The 15,699-nt window shown below is 73.7% G+C and carries 16 protein-coding genes and 1 riboswitch; of the genes, 12 read left to right on the forward strand and 4 right to left on the reverse strand.

Annotated features, from left to right (window positions below; all coding sequences use genetic code 11):
- The first annotated feature begins 234 nt into the window (after window positions 1-234).
- Window positions 235-377: riboswitch (cyclic di-AMP (ydaO/yuaA leader) on the forward strand.
- Window positions 378-380: 3 nt separating this feature from the next.
- The gene (locus tag ACZ63H_RS04425; RefSeq protein WP_469862051.1) at window positions 381-854 is read left to right on the forward strand and encodes a C40 family peptidase; all 474 of its coding nucleotides are present in this window, start codon (window positions 381-383) and stop codon (window positions 852-854) included.
- A gap of 992 nt (window positions 855-1,846) precedes the next feature.
- Here the strand turns inward: ACZ63H_RS04425 and ACZ63H_RS04430 are convergent.
- The gene (locus ACZ63H_RS04430; RefSeq protein ID WP_469862053.1) at window positions 1,847-2,314 is read right to left on the reverse strand and encodes an ATP-binding protein; all 468 of its coding nucleotides are present in this window, start codon (window positions 2,312-2,314) and stop codon (window positions 1,847-1,849) included.
- 213 nt (window positions 2,315-2,527) lie between these two features.
- On the opposite strand from ACZ63H_RS04430, the gene ACZ63H_RS04435 reads away from it, so the two are divergent.
- Together ACZ63H_RS04435 and ACZ63H_RS04440 are read left to right on the forward strand one after the other, a co-directional pair.
- Window positions 2,528-3,388: a helix-turn-helix domain-containing protein gene (locus ACZ63H_RS04435; RefSeq protein ID WP_469862055.1), complete on the forward strand. Its 861-nt coding sequence runs from the start codon at window positions 2,528-2,530 to the stop codon at window positions 3,386-3,388.
- 9 nt (window positions 3,389-3,397) lie between these two features.
- Window positions 3,398-3,619 (forward strand): DUF397 domain-containing protein, encoded by a 222-nt coding sequence (locus tag ACZ63H_RS04440; RefSeq protein WP_469862057.1) that lies wholly within the window; start codon window positions 3,398-3,400, stop codon window positions 3,617-3,619.
- 75 nt (window positions 3,620-3,694) lie between these two features.
- Here ACZ63H_RS04440 and ACZ63H_RS04445 read toward each other — a convergent pair whose 3' ends face one another.
- On the reverse strand, window positions 3,695-4,822 hold the full coding sequence (locus tag ACZ63H_RS04445; RefSeq protein WP_469862059.1) for an 8-amino-7-oxononanoate synthase: 1,128 nt from the start codon (window positions 4,820-4,822) through the stop codon (window positions 3,695-3,697).
- Window positions 4,823-4,968: 146 nt separating this feature from the next.
- On the opposite strand from ACZ63H_RS04445, the gene bioB reads away from it, so the two are divergent.
- From bioB to bioD, 3 genes are read left to right on the forward strand one after another with little or no spacing between them, the layout of a single operon-like run.
- Complete coding sequence (bioB, locus tag ACZ63H_RS04450; protein ID WP_469862061.1) at window positions 4,969-6,162, forward strand: biotin synthase BioB; 1,194 nt, start codon at window positions 4,969-4,971, stop codon at window positions 6,160-6,162.
- On the forward strand, window positions 6,155-7,435 hold the full coding sequence (locus tag ACZ63H_RS04455; protein WP_469862063.1) for an adenosylmethionine--8-amino-7-oxononanoate transaminase: 1,281 nt from the start codon (window positions 6,155-6,157) through the stop codon (window positions 7,433-7,435). Before bioB ends, ACZ63H_RS04455 begins: the two co-directional genes overlap by 8 nt.
- A 1-nt stretch (window position 7,436) precedes the next feature.
- Window positions 7,437-8,153 (forward strand): dethiobiotin synthase, encoded by a 717-nt coding sequence (gene bioD / locus ACZ63H_RS04460; protein WP_469862064.1) that lies wholly within the window; start codon window positions 7,437-7,439, stop codon window positions 8,151-8,153.
- 307 nt (window positions 8,154-8,460) lie between these two features.
- On the opposite strand, the gene ACZ63H_RS04465 is transcribed toward bioD, so the two are convergent.
- Window positions 8,461-8,835: a fic family toxin-antitoxin system, toxin component gene (locus ACZ63H_RS04465; protein WP_467282658.1), complete on the reverse strand. Its 375-nt coding sequence runs from the start codon at window positions 8,833-8,835 to the stop codon at window positions 8,461-8,463.
- A gap of 67 nt (window positions 8,836-8,902) precedes the next feature.
- Window positions 8,903-9,145, reverse strand: a complete 243-nt coding sequence (locus tag ACZ63H_RS04470) for a toxin-antitoxin system HicB family antitoxin (protein WP_467934821.1) — start codon at window positions 9,143-9,145, stop codon at window positions 8,903-8,905.
- Between the two features lie 164 nt (window positions 9,146-9,309).
- On the opposite strand from ACZ63H_RS04470, the gene ACZ63H_RS04475 reads away from it, so the two are divergent.
- From ACZ63H_RS04475 to purB, 6 genes are all read left to right on the forward strand, one after another.
- Window positions 9,310-10,197, forward strand: a complete 888-nt coding sequence (locus tag ACZ63H_RS04475) for an LLM class F420-dependent oxidoreductase (RefSeq protein WP_469862066.1) — start codon at window positions 9,310-9,312, stop codon at window positions 10,195-10,197.
- A 46-nt stretch (window positions 10,198-10,243) separates the two neighbouring features.
- Window positions 10,244-10,669 (forward strand): GNAT family N-acetyltransferase, encoded by a 426-nt coding sequence (locus ACZ63H_RS04480; protein ID WP_469862068.1) that lies wholly within the window; start codon window positions 10,244-10,246, stop codon window positions 10,667-10,669.
- 151 nt (window positions 10,670-10,820) lie between these two features.
- A complete protein-coding gene (locus ACZ63H_RS04485; protein ID WP_469862070.1) occupies window positions 10,821-12,245 on the forward strand; it encodes a hemolysin family protein in 1,425 nt (474 codons plus the stop codon).
- On the forward strand, window positions 12,242-13,261 hold the full coding sequence (locus tag ACZ63H_RS04490; protein WP_469862072.1) for a hemolysin family protein: 1,020 nt from the start codon (window positions 12,242-12,244) through the stop codon (window positions 13,259-13,261). Before ACZ63H_RS04485 ends, ACZ63H_RS04490 begins: the two co-directional genes overlap by 4 nt.
- Window positions 13,262-13,338: 77 nt before the next feature.
- Window positions 13,339-14,127 (forward strand): SGNH/GDSL hydrolase family protein, encoded by a 789-nt coding sequence (locus tag ACZ63H_RS04495; protein WP_469862074.1) that lies wholly within the window; start codon window positions 13,339-13,341, stop codon window positions 14,125-14,127.
- A gap of 83 nt (window positions 14,128-14,210) precedes the next feature.
- Complete coding sequence (gene purB / locus ACZ63H_RS04500) at window positions 14,211-15,653, forward strand: adenylosuccinate lyase (protein ID WP_469862076.1); 1,443 nt, start codon at window positions 14,211-14,213, stop codon at window positions 15,651-15,653.
- The last annotated feature ends 46 nt before the right edge of the window (window positions 15,654-15,699 follow it).

Raw genomic sequence — 15,699 nt, forward strand, 5'->3', positions numbered from 1 at the left:
CCTCGAACGGAGCACTGTCCACCCGAACGGGTGAGTGGTGAGTAACGCCACAAATCCCCGATTCCGTTGGGATTTTCAGACAGATCTGCGTCAAGATCCCTGTCTGACGACAAGCCCCCGCCACCGCGGCGGGGCGATCCGGGCGGACGCCGAGTCCTGCCGCCGCCCGGATGACCGGTCGACGGAGTGGATCGGCAGGAGTGGAGGACCCAAGCAAGACGGGTCGCCGGAACGGATGTCCAGTCGTCCGACACAGAGTCGGGCACGGGGCGGAGGTTCCGAGCAGCCCTTGGGGTGAAGCCGCGGCAACGCGGCCGGGCTACTTCGCCAGCCCGAATCCGACAGGTCATCCTTCACAGGCGGCTGACGAAGGGTTGCGCATGACTGCGCTCAATCGAGTCCCGTCGCTGATGGCCCGGGCCGGCACGGCCTCGGCACTCACTCTCGCCGCCGTGGGCGGCTCGATCGCGGTGCCCGGGCTCGCCACCGACGCCTCCGCCGCGACCATCGCGACGAAAGCACTCAAGGTCGCGGCCTCGAAGAAGGGTTCCCCGTACCGGTGGGGCGCCACCGGGCCGCACAGATTCGACTGCTCGGGGCTGACGCTCTACTCGTTCAAGAAGGCCGGCAAGAAGCTGCCGCGTACCGCCGCCCAGCAGTACAACAAGTCGCACCATGTCTCCGCCCGCCACCGCAAGGTCGGCGACCTGGTCTTCTTCCACTCGGGTTCCAGCGTCTACCACGTCGGCATCTACGCCGGCCACAACAAGATCTGGCACGCCCCCAAGACCGGGGACGTGGTGAAGCTGCAGAAGATCTGGACCAAGAGCGTCTGGTACGGCCGGGTCAGCTGACCCGGCCGCGCCCCGGGAGCGGCTCCGGCAGCGGGGCCGCTCCGGCACCCCGACGCCCGCCCCCGTGGGCGGGCCGGGCCCGGGGCGGCCCGGCCGCCTCACGAGCGTGCGGGCGGCCCCGGAGCGCCTCCGGGACAGCGGGAGCGTCCGGGTCGGACCGCGCCGGGGAGCGAGCGCGGGGAGGTCCGGACCCGAGGCGCCGACGCGAGCGCTTCCCTGCGCGCAGGGGCGGACCGGCAGACCCGGGCCGGGACAAGGTCCCGCCGTACCGCCTCTCGGGCACATACGGCGGGCGGAACGGCTCGGTCCCGGGTGGGCGTCCCGGCGGACCGGCGGGAACGTCGCACACCGGCCGGGCGGACCGCACCGCCGCCCGCCGCGTTCCGGCGGCCGGCCGGCACCGGGCGCCCGGGCGGACGGTCCGCACCGGTCCGCACCGGCTGTCGCCCGCACCGGGACGCCGGCGAGGCAGGCTCCCCCCGCCGCCGACGACCCCGGCGCGTCACAGCACCCCGGATCCGTCCGGCTGCCCGCCCACACGCGGGTGCCTGGACGCGGCCGGTACGCGGCGGTTGCCGCCGGCCCCCGGGGCACCGGCGGAGCGCGTCGCTTCCGCCGCCGGGCGCCGCCCGGACGCGTCCGCTGGCCGCCGGCACCAGGACACCGTCGAAGCGCCCCGCCACCGGCAACCCGCGGCCTCCGCGCACCGCCCGGACGCGTCCGCTGCCGCCCGGGCGCCGCCGGGGCGTACTCCCGGCCCCCGCACGCCTGCTCCCGCGCCTGGGCGCCCGCACGCGCCCCGGCACATCGACCGGCACCGGTGCCGGGCAGCACCGCCGTACACGTCCGCCGGCCCCGCCCTCGCGCATCCGGCGCTCCGGCCTCGGCCTCGCGCCGCGGCGCCGAGCCCTCGTCCCGCGCAGAGGAGCAGAGGAGCAGAGGAAACGTATCCGCCCGCGTAGACCCTCCGCGCCGTCCCCGCACCGGGTGTGTCACCGTGCCGGGGCCTCCGGTGGCCGGCCGGCCGGGACCGGTGCCGCCGGGAGGGTCCAGGGCAGTTCGATGGAGACCGTCTTGCCGCCCTCGCGGGTCGGGCGGACGAGGAGCCGGCCGCCGCACTCCGCGGTCAGCCAGCGGATGATCACCATGCCGCGCCCATTGTCCTGCTGGACGGAGGCGGGCAGTCTCTTCGGGAACCGTGGATGGCTGTCCGTGACCCCGATGCGCAGCTGTTCGTCCTGGTGCAGCGCGATGTCGACCGTGAAGGTGGGTGACTGGCCGAAGGTGTGCTGAACGGCGTTGGTGGCGAGTTCGGAGACGATCAGCCGCACGGTGTCGGCCGTCTCGGTGTCCGACGGCAGGCCCCACTCCGCGAGGGTGCCCACGACATAGGAGCGGGCGGCCGACACCGAGGCGGGATCGCTCGGCAGAGTGACGGAGGCTTCCAGATGGTCTGCCATGGCGAGGTCGTCCCTTTCCCAACGGGACCGTGGTCCTCCGTACAGCGGTGGGTTCGAGTACGGTCCCGGACTGGTGCTTGTCCGTCAGACTGCCATCACCGGGACGGTCACGGGGGGCGATCCACCAAGATATGCATATATCTGTCGCTCGAAGCGGTGAACTCTGCGACGCGAGACCGTATCGGGGCGGTCCGGGCGGAGTAAGGAGGAGCCATGCAGAACGGTCCCGCGGTACGCCGTCGCAAGCTGGGCGCGGAACTGCGCACGCTGCGCACCGGCGCCGGGCTCACCAGTGGTGAGGCGGCCCGGCTGGTCGGTTGGCACCAGTCGAAGGTGAGCCGTATCGAGACGGGTGCCAGCGGCGTGAAACCGGCCGATCTGCGGTTGCTGCTGGACGCCTACGAAGTGCGGGACCGGCATCTGCGGGAGTTGCTGCTGATACTGGCGGGGTCGGAGGAGACGGGCGGCCGGCACCGCTGGTGGCACGCGTACCGGGGTGTGCTGCCGCCGACGTACCGGGATTTCATCAGCCTGGAGTCACAGGCGAGCGCGATGCGCACCCTGGAGACCACGGTGGTGCCCGGTCTGCTGCAGACCGCCGAGTACGCCCGCGCGGTGACCCGGGCCGCCGTGAAGGACCTGGACGAGGACCGCCTGGACACGCTGGTGGAGGTGCGTCTGGCCCGGCAGGACGTGCTGCGGTCGGATCCGCCGCTGGCGCTGAGCGCCGTGCTGGACGAGGCGGTGCTGCGCCGCGAGGTGGGCGGCCCGGGGGTGATGGCCCGCCAGCGCCGGCGGCTGATCGAGGCCGCCCGGCTGCCGCAGGTGCGGCTCCAGGTGCTGCCGTTCACGGCGGGGGCGCATATCGGCCTCACCGGGCCTTTCGTTATCTTCTCATTTCCGAGCACTTCTGATCTGGACGTGGTTGTTCTCGACCAGTTGACGAGTAGCCTCTACCTGGAACGGAAAGAAGACCTCATGGCCTACTCCGAGGCCTTCAGCACCCTTCAGTTCCACGCCCTTTCCCCCGAGGACTCGTTGGACTACATCGCCGGGATAGGTGACGGCGTGTAAGGAGGCACCATGTCAGCTCTGCCTCGGAACGTCCCTGCCAGTACCGACCTGCACGACGTGTGCTGGGTGCGCAGCAGCCGCAGCACGGGCGCGAACAACTGCGTGGAGACGGCACGGCCGCGCTCCGGTCCCGCGGCCGGACTGCTCGCCGTGCGCGACTCGAAGAACCCGGCCGGACCCGCCCTGCTCTTCTCCCCCGAGAGCTGGACGGGATTCGTGACCGGGCTCTGACCGCCCCGGCCACCCTGCTCAATTCGGTTTAATATTCCATCTTTTTCGGGCGGTGCACGGCCGTGTCACGCCGACTCATGGTCGCGTTTCGCCGATGACGCGTACAGCACGTTCGATCTCGGCCCCGGAGAGGTCCGCGCGGGCGGTCAGCCTCAACCGAGAGATGCCGTCGGGCACGGAGGGAGGACGGAAACAGCCCACGGCCAGACCCGCCGAGCGGCAGTCGGCCGCCCAGCGCACCGCCCGCTCCGGGGACGGAGCCCGCACGGAGACCACCGCGGCGTCCGGACGTACCGCCTCCAGGCCCGCGGCGGTCAGCCGTGCGTGCAGTTCCGCGGCCACCTCGCGGGCCCGCGCCGCCCGTCCGGGCTCGCGCTCCAGCAGCCGCAGCGCCGCCAGCGCGGCACCGGCCGCCGCCGGCGCCAGACCCGTGTCGAAGATGAACGTCCGGGCCGCGTTGACCAGATGGCCGATCACCCGCTCCGGGCCCAGCACCACGCCGCCCTGACTGCCCAGCGACTTGGACAGGGTGGCCGTGGCCACCACGTCGTCGGCGCCCGCGAGCCCAGCCGCGTGCGGCGCGCCCCGGCCGCCGTCGCCCAGCACACCGAGGCCGTGGGCGTCGTCCACGACCAGTCCCGCGCCGTGCTCCCGGCAGGCGGCGGCCAGTCCGGCCAGCGGCGCCCGGTCCCCGTCGACCGAGAACACCGTGTCGGAGACGACGATCGCGGCGCCGGCGCGCGTGCCCAGGGCCTTGCGCACGGCCTCGGGATCGGCGTGCCCGACGACCTGGGTCTCGCCCCGGGCGAGCCGGCAGCCGTCGATGAGGGAGGCGTGGTTGCCCGCGTCGGAGACGATCAGCGAGCCGTGCGGGCCGAGCGTGGTGACCGCGGCCAGGTTCGCCGCGTACCCGGAGGAGAACACGAGGGCCGCCTCGAACCCGCAGAACGCGGCCAGGGCGCGTTCCAGTTCGGCGTGCAGCTCGGTGCTGCCGGTGACCAGCCGGGAGCCGGTGGAGCCGCCGCCCCAGCGCCGGGCGGCCTCCGCGGCCCCCTCGGTGACCTCGGGGTGGCGGGACAGCCCCAGGTAGTCGTTGCTCGCCAGGTCCAGCAGCGGCGAGTCGGCGGGGCGCGGGCGCAGGGTGCGCACGAGTCCGGCGCGGCGGCGCGCCTCGGCCTGCTCGTCGATCCAGCCGAACGCCATGGCTCCTCCGTGCTTTTGTAGGTATCGAACAGACCCTAGCGGCACGGTCAGCCGCCCAGGGTGTGGCGATACCCACACGATGAACCGCCTTCGTTGTGCCAAGTCTCCTTGGCCGGGAGCGGTCCCGTAGGACAGGATCGTGGCTCATGGACCTGCTGAACACGCTGGTGGACAAGGGGCTTCGGCGCGAGATGCCGACGCGCGGGGAAGCGCTCGCCGTGCTGGCCACTTCCGATGACGACCTGCTCGACGTGGTGGCCGCGGCCGGAAAGGTGCGGCGGCACTGGTTCGGGCGGCGGGTGAAACTCAACTATCTGGTCAACCTCAAGTCGGGCCTGTGCCCCGAGGACTGCTCGTACTGCTCCCAGCGGCTGGGCTCCAAGGCCGACATCCTGAAGTACACCTGGCTCAAGCCCGACGAGGCCTCCCAGGCCGCCGCCGCGGGCCTCGCGGGCGGCGCCAAGCGGGTGTGCCTGGTGGCCAGCGGGCGCGGTCCGACGGACCGGGACGTGGACCGGGTCTCGGAGACCATCAAGGCGATCAAGGAGCAGAACGAGGACGTCGAGGTGTGCGCCTGCCTCGGTCTGCTCTCCGACGGCCAGGCCGAGCGGCTGCGGGCGGCGGGCGCGGACGCCTACAACCACAACCTCAACACCTCGGAGTCCACGTACGGGGACATCACCACCACCCACACCTACGCCGACCGGGTGGACACGGTACGCAAGGCGCACGCGGCCGGGCTGTCCGCCTGTTCGGGTCTCATCGCCGGCATGGGCGAGAGCGACGAGGACCTGGTGGACGTGGTGTTCTCGCTGCGCGAGCTGGACCCGGACTCGGTGCCGGTGAACTTCCTGATCCCGTTCGAGGGCACCCCGCTGGCCAAGGAGTGGAACCTCACCCCGCAGCGCTGCCTGCGGATCCTCGCGATGGTCCGGTTCGTCTGCCCGGACGCGGAGGTCCGCATCGCGGGCGGCCGCGAGGTCCATCTGCGCAGCATGCAGCCGCTGGCGCTGCACCTGGCCAACTCCATCTTCCTCGGCGACTACCTGACCAGCGAGGGCCAGGCCGGCAAGGCCGACCTGGACATGATCGCGGACGCCGGTTTCGAGGTGGAGGGCGCCGGGGAGGTGACGCTGCCGGAGCACCGGGCCGGGGCCGCGCACGGCTGCGGCTCGCACGCGGAGGCCGGCTGCGGCTCGCACGCGGGCACGGGCTGCGGGTCGCACGAGGGGGGCGGGGTGTGCGGTACGGCGGGCGTGCCGGCCACCGCCGAGCCCCGCACCGACCTCGTCGCCGTCCGCCGCAGGGGTGCCGGCACGGACCTCGCGCCCAATGCCTGATCCGGGCGTCGCCGAGCTGCTGGAGCTGGACCGGCGGCACGTGTGGCATCCGTACGGCCCGATGCCCGGCCGGGTGGAACCGCTCGTCGTGGAGGCGGCGAGCGGGGTCCGGCTGCGGCTGGCGGACGGTTCCGGCGAGCTGGTCGACGGCATGTCGTCGTGGTGGTCGGCCATCCACGGCTACAACCACCCGGTCCTGAACGAGGCCGCGCGCGAGCAGCTGGGCCGGATGAGCCACGTGATGTTCGGCGGACTCACGCACGAGCCCGCCGTCCGGCTCGCGAAACTCCTGGTCGACCTGTCACCGGAGGGCCTGGAGCACGTCTTCCTGGCCGACTCGGGGTCGGTGTCGGTCGAGGTCGCGGTGAAGATGTGCCTGCAGTACTGGCGTTCGCTGGGCCGGCCGGCCAAGCGGCGGCTGCTGACCTGGCGGGGCGGCTACCACGGTGACACCTGGCAGCCGATGTCGGTGTGCGACCCCGAGGGCGGGATGCACGAGCTGTGGACCGGCGTGCTGCCGCGCCAGGTGTTCGCGGACCCGCCGCCCGCCGGGTACGAGGAGTCGTACGCGGACCACCTGCGGGAGCTGGTCGCCCGGCACGCGGACGAGCTGGCCGCGGTGATCGTGGAGCCGGTGGTGCAGGGCGCGGGCGGGATGCGCTTCCACTCCCCCGGGTACCTGCGGGTGCTGCGGGAGGCGTGCGACGCGCACGACGTGCTGCTGGTGTTCGACGAGATCGCCACCGGTTTCGGCCGCACCGGCGCGCTGTTCGCGGCGGACCACGCGGCCGTCGCCCCCGATGTGATGTGCGTGGGCAAGGCGCTGACCGGTGGTTACCTGACGCTGGCGGCCACCTTGTGCTCCACTCGGGTGGCCGACGGCATCTCGCGGGGCGAGGTACCGGTGCTCGCGCACGGCCCGACGTTCATGGGCAACCCGCTGGCGGCGGCCGTGGCCTGCGCCTCCGTCGAACTGCTGCTGGGCCAGGACTGGCTGGGCGAGGTCAAGCGGATCGAGGCGGGCCTGCGCGAGGGGCTGGCCCCGGCGCGGGACTTCCCCGGGGTGCGCGACGTCCGGGTCCTCGGCGCCATCGGGGTCGTCCAGCTCGACCATCCGGTCGACATGCGGGCCGCGACGGACGCGGCGGTGCGGGCGGGCGTGTGGCTGCGCCCGTTCCGTGACCTGGTCTACACGATGCCGCCCTACGTCACCTCGGACGAGGACGTGGCACGGATCGCGCGCGCGGTGTGCGCCGCGGCGCGGGAGGGATGACATGCGGGTACTGGTGATCACGGGCACGGACACGGAGGTCGGCAAGACGGTCACCACCGCCGCCGTCGCCGCCTCGGCGCTCGCGGCCGGGCGGTCGGTGGCCGTGCTCAAGGCCGCCCAGACGGGGGTGCGGCCGGACGAGCGCGGGGACGCGGACGAGGTCGCGTGGCTCGCGGGACCGGTCACGGCGGACGAGGTGGCCCGTTTCCCGGAGCCGCTGGCGCCGAACACGGCGGCCCGGCGGGCCGGTATGGCGCCGGTGCGTCCGCGGGAGGTGGCCGAGCGGGCCGCCAAGCTGGCCACCGAGCACGATCTGGTGCTGGTCGAGGGGGCGGGCGGGCTGCTCGTCCGGTTCGACGCGGACGGCGGCACGCTGGCCGACGCGGCCCGGCTGCTGGGTGCGCCGGTGCTGCTCGTCGCGCGGGCCGGGCTCGGCACGCTCAACAGCACGGAGCTGACGGCGCGCGAACTGCGGCGCCGGGAGCTGGAGTTGGCCGGTGTGGTGATCGGCAGCTGGCCGGCCGAGCCGGACCTGGCCACCCGCTGCAACGTGGCCGATCTGCCGGAGGTGGCCGGCGCCCCGCTGCTCGGCGCGCTGCCCGCCGGTGCGGGGGCGCTGCCGCCCGCCGCGTTCCGTACCACCGCGCCCGCCTGGCTGGCCCCCCGGCTGGACGGGACCTGGGACGCGGAGGCGTTCCGCGCCCGGGAGGCCGCGTAACCGGCGTGGCCGGCACGGTGCCCGCGCTCGCGCGCCGACGTACGGCGCGCCGCCGGCCGCCCCGCGGTCCCCGTCCGGGCGGGCGGCCGTCGGGTGCGGACCGACGCGCTGCCCGCACCGGCCACCGAGGCGGACCGGAAGGTGCCGGGCGGGCGCAGGCGGACCGGAAGGTGCCGGGCGGGCGCAGGCGGACCGGAAGGTGCCGGGCGGGCGCTCGGCGGGGTACGGCGGGAGCGGGCGGCCGGGCTGCCGCCCCTTCTGCGTGCCGGGCGCCGCCCGCCGGCCCGAGGGGCCGGGACGGCGCCGGTCAGCCGCTCCAGCGGCGCAGCTCGCGCGCGATGTCGTCGACGCCCGCCGCGCCGTCCTTGACCAGCCGGGCGAGGTCGCGGACCTGCTCGGGGGTGGTGGCGATCTTCTCGCCGCTGGCGACCAGATAGGCGTAGGCGACGGCGGAGGCGAACAGGGCGTTGGCGCGCTCCAGGGCGGGGACGTGGATGAGCAGCTGGAGCAGGGAGGCGGCGCGGGCGTAGGGGTCGGCGTAGACGGGGACGCCGAATATCTCGGCCTGGTGCCGGGCCACGGCGGCTACCAGGGCGCCCCAGTCGGTGACCTGCGGGTCCCCCGGGGTCTTCTGTTCGGCGAGCATGAGCAGCCAGGCGAGGTCGATACGGAGATCGTTCAAGGAATCTGCTTCAGGGCGTCGGCTTCGGCGGATCGGCTTCGAGGAGGAGCCGTGAGGGGGCGGTGGATCAGCGGCGGCCTTCCCCCGGGCCGGTGCCGTGCGCCTCGGCGGACTCCTCGGCGAACACGGACGCGTACTGCTTCATGAAGTCGGCGGCGGCCTCCACGAACGTGCGCCCCGTTTCCCCGGCGTCCTGTCTGACCAGCTCTTCTATGTAGCGGTTGACGCTCATGCCGCGGGCCAGGGCGCGCTCGCGGGCCACCCGGGCGGTGCCCTCGTCCACGCGCACGTTCAGCTGGGTCTTCGCCATGCCTCGACGCTAGCGCCGGGACGCTAGCGGCGGCAAGGGCGCACGGTGGCGCGGGCCCGGACCCCGTGCGCCGGTAGCGGCGGTGATCATCCACACATGAGCGCGCCGGGGCGGACATGATGGAATCGACGAGGCTCAAGTCGCCATCGAATCGGGGAGAGTTCATGTCGCGTCCGTTCCGCTTCGGAGTCAATCTGCTGGACCCGGCGCCCGCCGCCGAGTGGCGTGCCAAGTGCCGGCGCGCGGAGGAGCTGGGGTACGACGTGATCCTCGTCCCGGACCACCTCGGGCTGCCGGCGCCGTTCCCCGCGCTGGTCGCGGCGGCACAGGCCACCGAGCGGCCGCGGGTCGGCACGTTCGTGCTGAACACGGGCTTCTGGAACCCGGCGCTGCTGGCCCGCGAGGTGGCGACCACGGACGCGCTGACCGGCGGCCGGCTCGAGCTGGGCCTCGGCACCGGGTACGTGCAGGCGGAGCACGAGGCGGCCGGGCTGCCGTACGGCTCGCCGCGCGAGCGGGTGGACCACCTGGAGCGCGCGCTCGGGGAGCTGGACCGGCTGCTCGGCTCGGACGAGCACCGGCCGCGGCCCACGCAGTCCCGGGTACCGGTGCTGATCGGCGCCAACGGCGACCGGATGCTGCGGCTGACCGCCGAGCACGCGGACATCGCGGCCTTCACCGGGGCCCGGCCGGGCAGGACGCCCGGCACGCTGGACCCGCTCACCGCCGGGGAGCTGGACGAGCGGGTGGCCCGCTACCGCGCGCTGGCGGAGCACCGGCCGACGCCCGCCGAGCTGAACCTGCTGATCCAGCTGGTGGCCGTCGCCGACGACCCCGAGCCGGTGCTGAAGCCGCTGCTGGAGCGGCAGAGCGGGCTCACCGCGGAGCAGGCGGTGGCCCTGCCCATCGTGCTGGCCGGCCCGCTGGAGGACGTGGTGGCGAAGGTGCGGGCGCAGCGCGAGCGGTACGGGTTCACCTACCTGACCGTGCTGGAGCCGTTCATGGAGGCGTTCGCGCCGGTGATGGCGCGGCTGCGCGAGGAGTCCGCCTGACGGAAACCCCCTGGGCCGCCGGGCCGCTCCCGATCATGATGAGGGCATGACCGACCTGCGCATACGTGCCGCCGTACCCGCCGACCTCGGCTCCGTCCTCGACTTCTGGAGGACGGCGGCCGAGGGGACGAGCATCAGTGACGACCGGGCCGGGGTGGAGCGGCTGGTGGACCGGGATCCCGGGGCGCTCCTCCTGGCCGAGCGGGACGGCGAGCTGGTGGGCACGGTGATCGCCGGCTTCGACGGCTGGCGCTGCCACCTGTACCGGCTCGCGGTGCACCCGGAGCGGCGGCGGCAGGGCATCGGCTCGGCGCTGCTGGCCGCCGCCGAGGAGCGGTTCGCACGGCTCGGCGGGCGGCGCGCGGACGCGATGGTGCTGGTCCGCAACGAGACCGCGCACCACGCCTGGGCCGCGGCCGGGTACGGGCCCGAGGAGCACTGGCGGCGCTGGGTGAAGCCGCTCGCGGACTGAGGACGCGGCCTTTTTTGCTCATCCTTTACCCTGGAGGGAGCACTCGGCCCTCTATGAAAGGTTGTGAGCGTCCGCCCATGGGCGAGCCTCCCAGTCCGCGACACCGCGCGCACTCCCCTGCCCTGTCCGATCCTGGGACGGGGGTGACCCGATGACCGAAGTGCTCCTCCTCCTGCTGGCGATCCTGCTGTCGCTGGCCTGCGGCGCCTTCGTCGCCGCCGAGTTCTCGCTGACCACGGTGGAACGCGGCGAGCTGGAACGGGCCGCCGCCCGCGGCGAGCGCGGCGCCCCCGGCGCCCTGAAGGCCGTACGGAACCTGACGTTCCAGCTCTCCGGCGCCCAGCTCGGCATCACCGTCACCAACCTGGTGGTCGGCATGCTCGCCGAGCCCTCGATCGCCAAGCTGCTCTCCGGCCCCTTCACGGGGCTGGGGCTGTCCCGGTCGGCCGCCACCTCGGTGGCGCTGGTGCTGGGCACGGCCCTGTCGACGGTCTTCCTGATGGTCGTCGGCGAGCTGGTGCCGAAGAACTGGGCGATCTCCTCGCCGCTGGCCATGGCCAAGCGGGTGGGCAACGCCCAGCGCTGGTTCAGCGCGGCCTTCCGGCCCTTCATCACCCACCTGAACAACACGGCCAACCACTTCGTGCGCCGCCTCGGCGTGGAGCCGGCCGAGGAGCTGGCCTCCGCGCGCGGTCCGCAGGAGCTGGCCGCCCTCGCCCGGCACTCCGCCAAGGAGGGCGCGCTGGAGCCGGACACCGCGGAGCTGTTCGTCCGCACCCTGAACCTGGCCGACCTCACGGCGGAGAACGTGATGACCCCGCGCGTCCAGGTCGTCGCCCTGGACATGCAGGCCACCTGCGAGGACGTCGCCAACGCCACCCGGGCCACCGGACTGTCCCGGTTCCCGGTCTACCGCGGCAGCCTGGACTCCGTCGTCGGCACCGCCCACATCAAGGACGTGCTGGCCGTCCCCGCCGACCAGCGGCGCCACCGCACGGTCGCGCAGATCATGCGCGAACCGCTGCTGGTGCCCGAGTCGCTGACCGTGGACCGGCTGCTGGACCGGCTCGGCGGCCGGCGCACCATGGCCGTCGTCATCGACGAGTACGGCGGCACCGCGGGCGTCGCCACGCTGGAGGACATCGTGGAGGAGGTCGTCGGCGAGGTGCGGGACGAGCACGACCCGCACGAGACGCCCGACCTCGCCCCGGCCGGCGCCGACGAGCGGGGCCGCGCCCTGTACGCGGCGGACGGCGCCGCCCGCACCGACCAGCTCGCGCGCGTGGGGCTGCGCGCGCCCGAGGGGCCGTACGAGACACTGGCCGGCCTGGTCGCCGCCGAACTGGGCCGGATACCCGCCGTCGGCGACAGCGTCGAGGTGGCCGGCTGGCGCCTGGACGTCGTGGACGCCGCCGGCCGCCGGGCCGCCCGGCTGCTGCTGCACGCACCCCTGGACGACGAACGGGGCGATCCGTCCGACGGGACCGGACGAGGCGCCGGCACCAGGCGGCGGGACCGGACGGGGCGCGGCCACGGGGCCGACGGCACCCGTCGGACGAGGGAGGGCACGCGATGACCGCCGTACAGCTGCTGATCGGCCTGTCGACCCTGTTCGTCAACGCCTTCTTCGTGGGCGCCGAGTTCGCGCTGATCTCGGTGCGCCGCTCCCAGATCGAGCCGCTGGCCCAGGAGGGCGACCGCCGGGCCCGCAGCGTGCTGTGGGGTCTGGAGCACGTGTCCGCGCTGCTGGCCGCCGCCCAGCTCGGCATCACGCTGTGCACGCTGGTGCTCGGTGTGGTCGCCGAACCGGCGATCGCGCATCTGCTGGAGCCGTTGTTCCACGCGGTGGGCGTGCCCGTGGGCGCGGGGCACGCGGTCTCCTTCGTGATCGCGCTGGCCCTGGCCACGTACCTGCACATGCTGCTCGGGGAGATGGTCCCCAAGAACATCGCGCTGGCGGAACCGGTGCGCAGCGCGCTGCTGCTCGGCCCGCCGCTGGTCACGCTGTCCCGGGCGCTGCGCCCGGTGATCTTCGCGATCAACGCGTTCGCCAACGGGCTGCTGAGGCTGCTGCGGGTGGAGGCCAAGGACGAGGTGTCGGCGACGTTCACGGACACCGAACTCGCCGAGATCGTCAGGGACGCCAGCCAGGCGGGCCTGATCGACGACCGGGCGCAGGAGCGCCTGCGCGACGCCCTGGAGCTGGGCAGCCGGCCGGTGCGGGACGTGGTCGTGCCCCTGCGCCGGGTGGTCTACGCGCGGGTGGGCGTCACCCCGGAGCAGTTGGAGCGGCTGTCCGCCGAGTCGGGCTTCTCCCGCTTCCCGGTGGTCGACACCGGCCGCCGGATCGTGGGCTACCTCCACGTCAAGGACGCGCTGGACGCCGCGCCCCGGGACGTGCCGTTCCGGCTGCGGGACATGCGGTCCATCGCGCGGGTCAAGGAGGCCACCCCGCTCGACGACGTGCTCACCGCGATGCGCGGCAGCCGCACCCACGTGGCCGCCGTGCTCGGCGACGACGGGCGGCTGGCGGGCCTGGTGACCATGGAGGACGTGCTGCGGGAGCTGTTCGGCCAGGTCGCGCCGGGGTGAGGCGCCGAGGGTCGGTCGCACCGGGTTCCGGGGCGACCGACCGACGGGTATGGCGCCGGGTTACCATCGCTGTCGCCATGCAGACGAATCCCTCTCCTCCCTCGTTCACCAGCCTCGTCGCGGTCGGCGACTCCTTCACCGAGGGCATGTCGGACCTGTTGCCCGACGGCTCCTACCGGGGCTGGGCGGACGTCCTCGCCACCCGGATGGCCGCCCGCACCCCCGGGTTCCGGTACGCCAACCTCGCCGTCCGCGGGAAGCTGATCCGGCAGATCGTCGACGAGCAGGTGGAGGTGGCGGCGGCCATGAACGCCGACGTCGTCACGCTCGTCGGCGGGCTCAACGACACCCTGCGCCCCAAGTGCGACATGGTCCGGGTCCGGGACCTGCTCACCGAGGCCGTGGAGCGGCTGGCGCCCTCCTGCCGGCAGCTGGTGCTGATGCGCAGCCCCGGCCGCCAGGGCCCGGTGCTGGAGCGGTTCCGGCCGCGCATGGAGCAGTTGTTCGCCTGCGTGGACGAGCTGGCCGCCCGGCACGGCGCCGTGGTCGTCGACCTGTACGGGGCACCCGCGCTGGCGGATCCCCGGCTGTGGGACGTGGACCGGCTGCACCTGACGGCCGAGGGGCACCGCCGGGTCGCCGAGGCGGTGTGGCAGACGCTCGGGTACGAGCCGGAGGACACCGAGTGGCACGTGCCGATGGCGGCGACCGTCCCGCCGGGCTGGACGGCCCGCCGGATCGCCGACGCGCGCTTCGCCCGGCAGCACCTGCTGCCGTGGATAGGCCGCCGGCTCACCGGCCGCTCCTCCGGCGACGGACGCCCGCCCAAGCGCGCGGAACTGCTGCCCTACGAAGCCGGGGCCTAGCCGCAAGTGGCGTACGTCTCGTAGCTTCCGCCCAACGGGGGCGTGGCGCTGGCCTGCACTAATCGCCAGTAGACTCTGGACACGTGACTTCAGCGCCCGCCAAGCCCCGCATCCCGAACGTCCTCGCCGGACGCTACGCCTCCACCGAGCTCGCCACGCTCTGGTCGCCCGAGCAGAAGGTGAGGCTGGAGCGCCGGCTCTGGCTCGCCGTGCTGCGGGCCCAGAAGGACCTCGGCATCGAGGTGCCGGACGAGGCGATCGCCGACTACGAACGCGTCCTCGACACCGTCGACCTGGCCTCGATCGCCGAGCGCGAGAAGGTCACCCGGCACGACGTGAAGGCGCGGATCGAGGAGTTCAACGACCTCGCCGGGCACGAGCACGTGCACAAGGGCATGACCTCCCGTGACCTCACGGAGAACGTCGAGCAGCTGCAGATCCGGCTGTCGCTGGAGCTGATGCGCGACCGCACGGTGGCCGTGCTGGCCCGCCTGGGCAAGCTGGCCGGCGAGTACGCCGAGCTGGTCATGGCCGGCCGTTCGCACAACGTGGCCGCGCAGGCCACCACCCTCGGCAAGCGGTTCGCGACCGCCGCCGACGAGCTGCTCGTCGCCTACGGCCGCGTCGAGGAACTCCTCGCCCGCTACCCGCTGCGCGGCATCAAGGGTCCGGTCGGCACCGCGCAGGACATGCTGGACCTGCTGGGCGGGGACGACGCCAAGCTCGCCGAGCTGGAGGACCGCATCGCGCGGCACCTGGGCTTCTCGCAGGCCTTCACCTCCGTCGGCCAGGTCTACCCGCGCTCGCTGGACTACGAGGTCGTCACCGCGCTGGTGCAGCTCGCGGCGGCCCCGTCGTCGCTGGCCAAGACGATCCGGCTGATGGCGGGCCACGAGCTGGTCACCGAGGGCTTCAAGCCGGGCCAGGTCGGCTCCTCGGCGATGCCGCACAAGATGAACACCCGCTCCTGCGAGCGCGTCAACGGCCTGATGGTGATCCTGCGCGGCTACGCCTCGATGACCGGCGAGCTGGCGGGCGACCAGTGGAACGAGGGCGACGTGTCCTGCTCGGTGGTGCGCCGGGTGGCCCTGCCGGACGCCTTCTTCGCCCTGGACGGCCTGCTGGAGACGTTCCTGACGGTGCTCGACGAGTTCGGCGCCTTCCCCGCGGTGATCGCCCGTGAGCTGGACCGCTACCTGCCGTTCCTGGCGACCACCAAGGTGCTGATGGGCGCGGTGCGCTCCGGAGTCGGCCGGGAGGTGGCGCACGAGGCGATCAAGGAGAACGCGGTCGCCACCGCGCTCGCGATGCGCGAGCGGGGCGCCGAGCGCAACGACCTGCTCGACAAGCTCGCCGCCGACGAGCGGCTGCCGCTCGACCGGGAGCAGCTGGCCGCGCTGATGGCCGACAAGCTGTCCTTCACCGGCGCCGCCGCCGGACAGGTCGGCACGGTCGTCGCCCGCATCGAGAAGATCGTCGAGCAGCGCCCCGAGGCGGCCGGTTACACCCCCGGGGCGATCCTCTGACCCCCGCGCCCCGCACCCCGCGCCTCACCCGGGCGGAGCTGGAGGC

The organism is Streptomyces sp. NPDC104831 (assembly GCF_055583025.1).

What these genes read in the sequence shown, in the direction of transcription:
- ACZ63H_RS04470 (WP_467934821.1), bottom strand. Translation starts at nt 9,145, where the DNA reads ATGGCGAAGACCCAGCTGAACGTGCGCGTGGACGAGGGCACCGCCCGG.
- bioB (WP_469862061.1), top strand. Translation starts at nt 4,969, where the DNA reads ATGGACCTGCTGAACACGCTGGTGGACAAGGGGCTTCGGCGCGAGATG.
- ACZ63H_RS04455 (WP_469862063.1), top strand. Translation starts at nt 6,155, where the DNA reads ATGCCTGATCCGGGCGTCGCCGAGCTGCTGGAGCTGGACCGGCGGCAC.
- ACZ63H_RS04475 (WP_469862066.1), top strand. Translation starts at nt 9,310, where the DNA reads ATGTCGCGTCCGTTCCGCTTCGGAGTCAATCTGCTGGACCCGGCGCCC.
- ACZ63H_RS04480 (WP_469862068.1), top strand. Translation starts at nt 10,244, where the DNA reads ATGACCGACCTGCGCATACGTGCCGCCGTACCCGCCGACCTCGGCTCC.
- ACZ63H_RS04485 (WP_469862070.1), top strand. Translation starts at nt 10,821, where the DNA reads ATGACCGAAGTGCTCCTCCTCCTGCTGGCGATCCTGCTGTCGCTGGCC.
- ACZ63H_RS04495 (WP_469862074.1), top strand. Translation starts at nt 13,339, where the DNA reads ATGCAGACGAATCCCTCTCCTCCCTCGTTCACCAGCCTCGTCGCGGTC.
- ACZ63H_RS04425 (WP_469862051.1), top strand. Translation starts at nt 381, where the DNA reads ATGACTGCGCTCAATCGAGTCCCGTCGCTGATGGCCCGGGCCGGCACG.
- ACZ63H_RS04445 (WP_469862059.1), bottom strand. Translation starts at nt 4,822, where the DNA reads ATGGCGTTCGGCTGGATCGACGAGCAGGCCGAGGCGCGCCGCCGCGCC.
- ACZ63H_RS04435 (WP_469862055.1), top strand. Translation starts at nt 2,528, where the DNA reads ATGCAGAACGGTCCCGCGGTACGCCGTCGCAAGCTGGGCGCGGAACTG.
- bioD (WP_469862064.1), top strand. Translation starts at nt 7,437, where the DNA reads ATGCGGGTACTGGTGATCACGGGCACGGACACGGAGGTCGGCAAGACG.
- ACZ63H_RS04440 (WP_469862057.1), top strand. Translation starts at nt 3,398, where the DNA reads ATGTCAGCTCTGCCTCGGAACGTCCCTGCCAGTACCGACCTGCACGAC.
- ACZ63H_RS04430 (WP_469862053.1), bottom strand. Translation starts at nt 2,314, where the DNA reads ATGGCAGACCATCTGGAAGCCTCCGTCACTCTGCCGAGCGATCCCGCC.
- ACZ63H_RS04490 (WP_469862072.1), top strand. Translation starts at nt 12,242, where the DNA reads ATGACCGCCGTACAGCTGCTGATCGGCCTGTCGACCCTGTTCGTCAAC.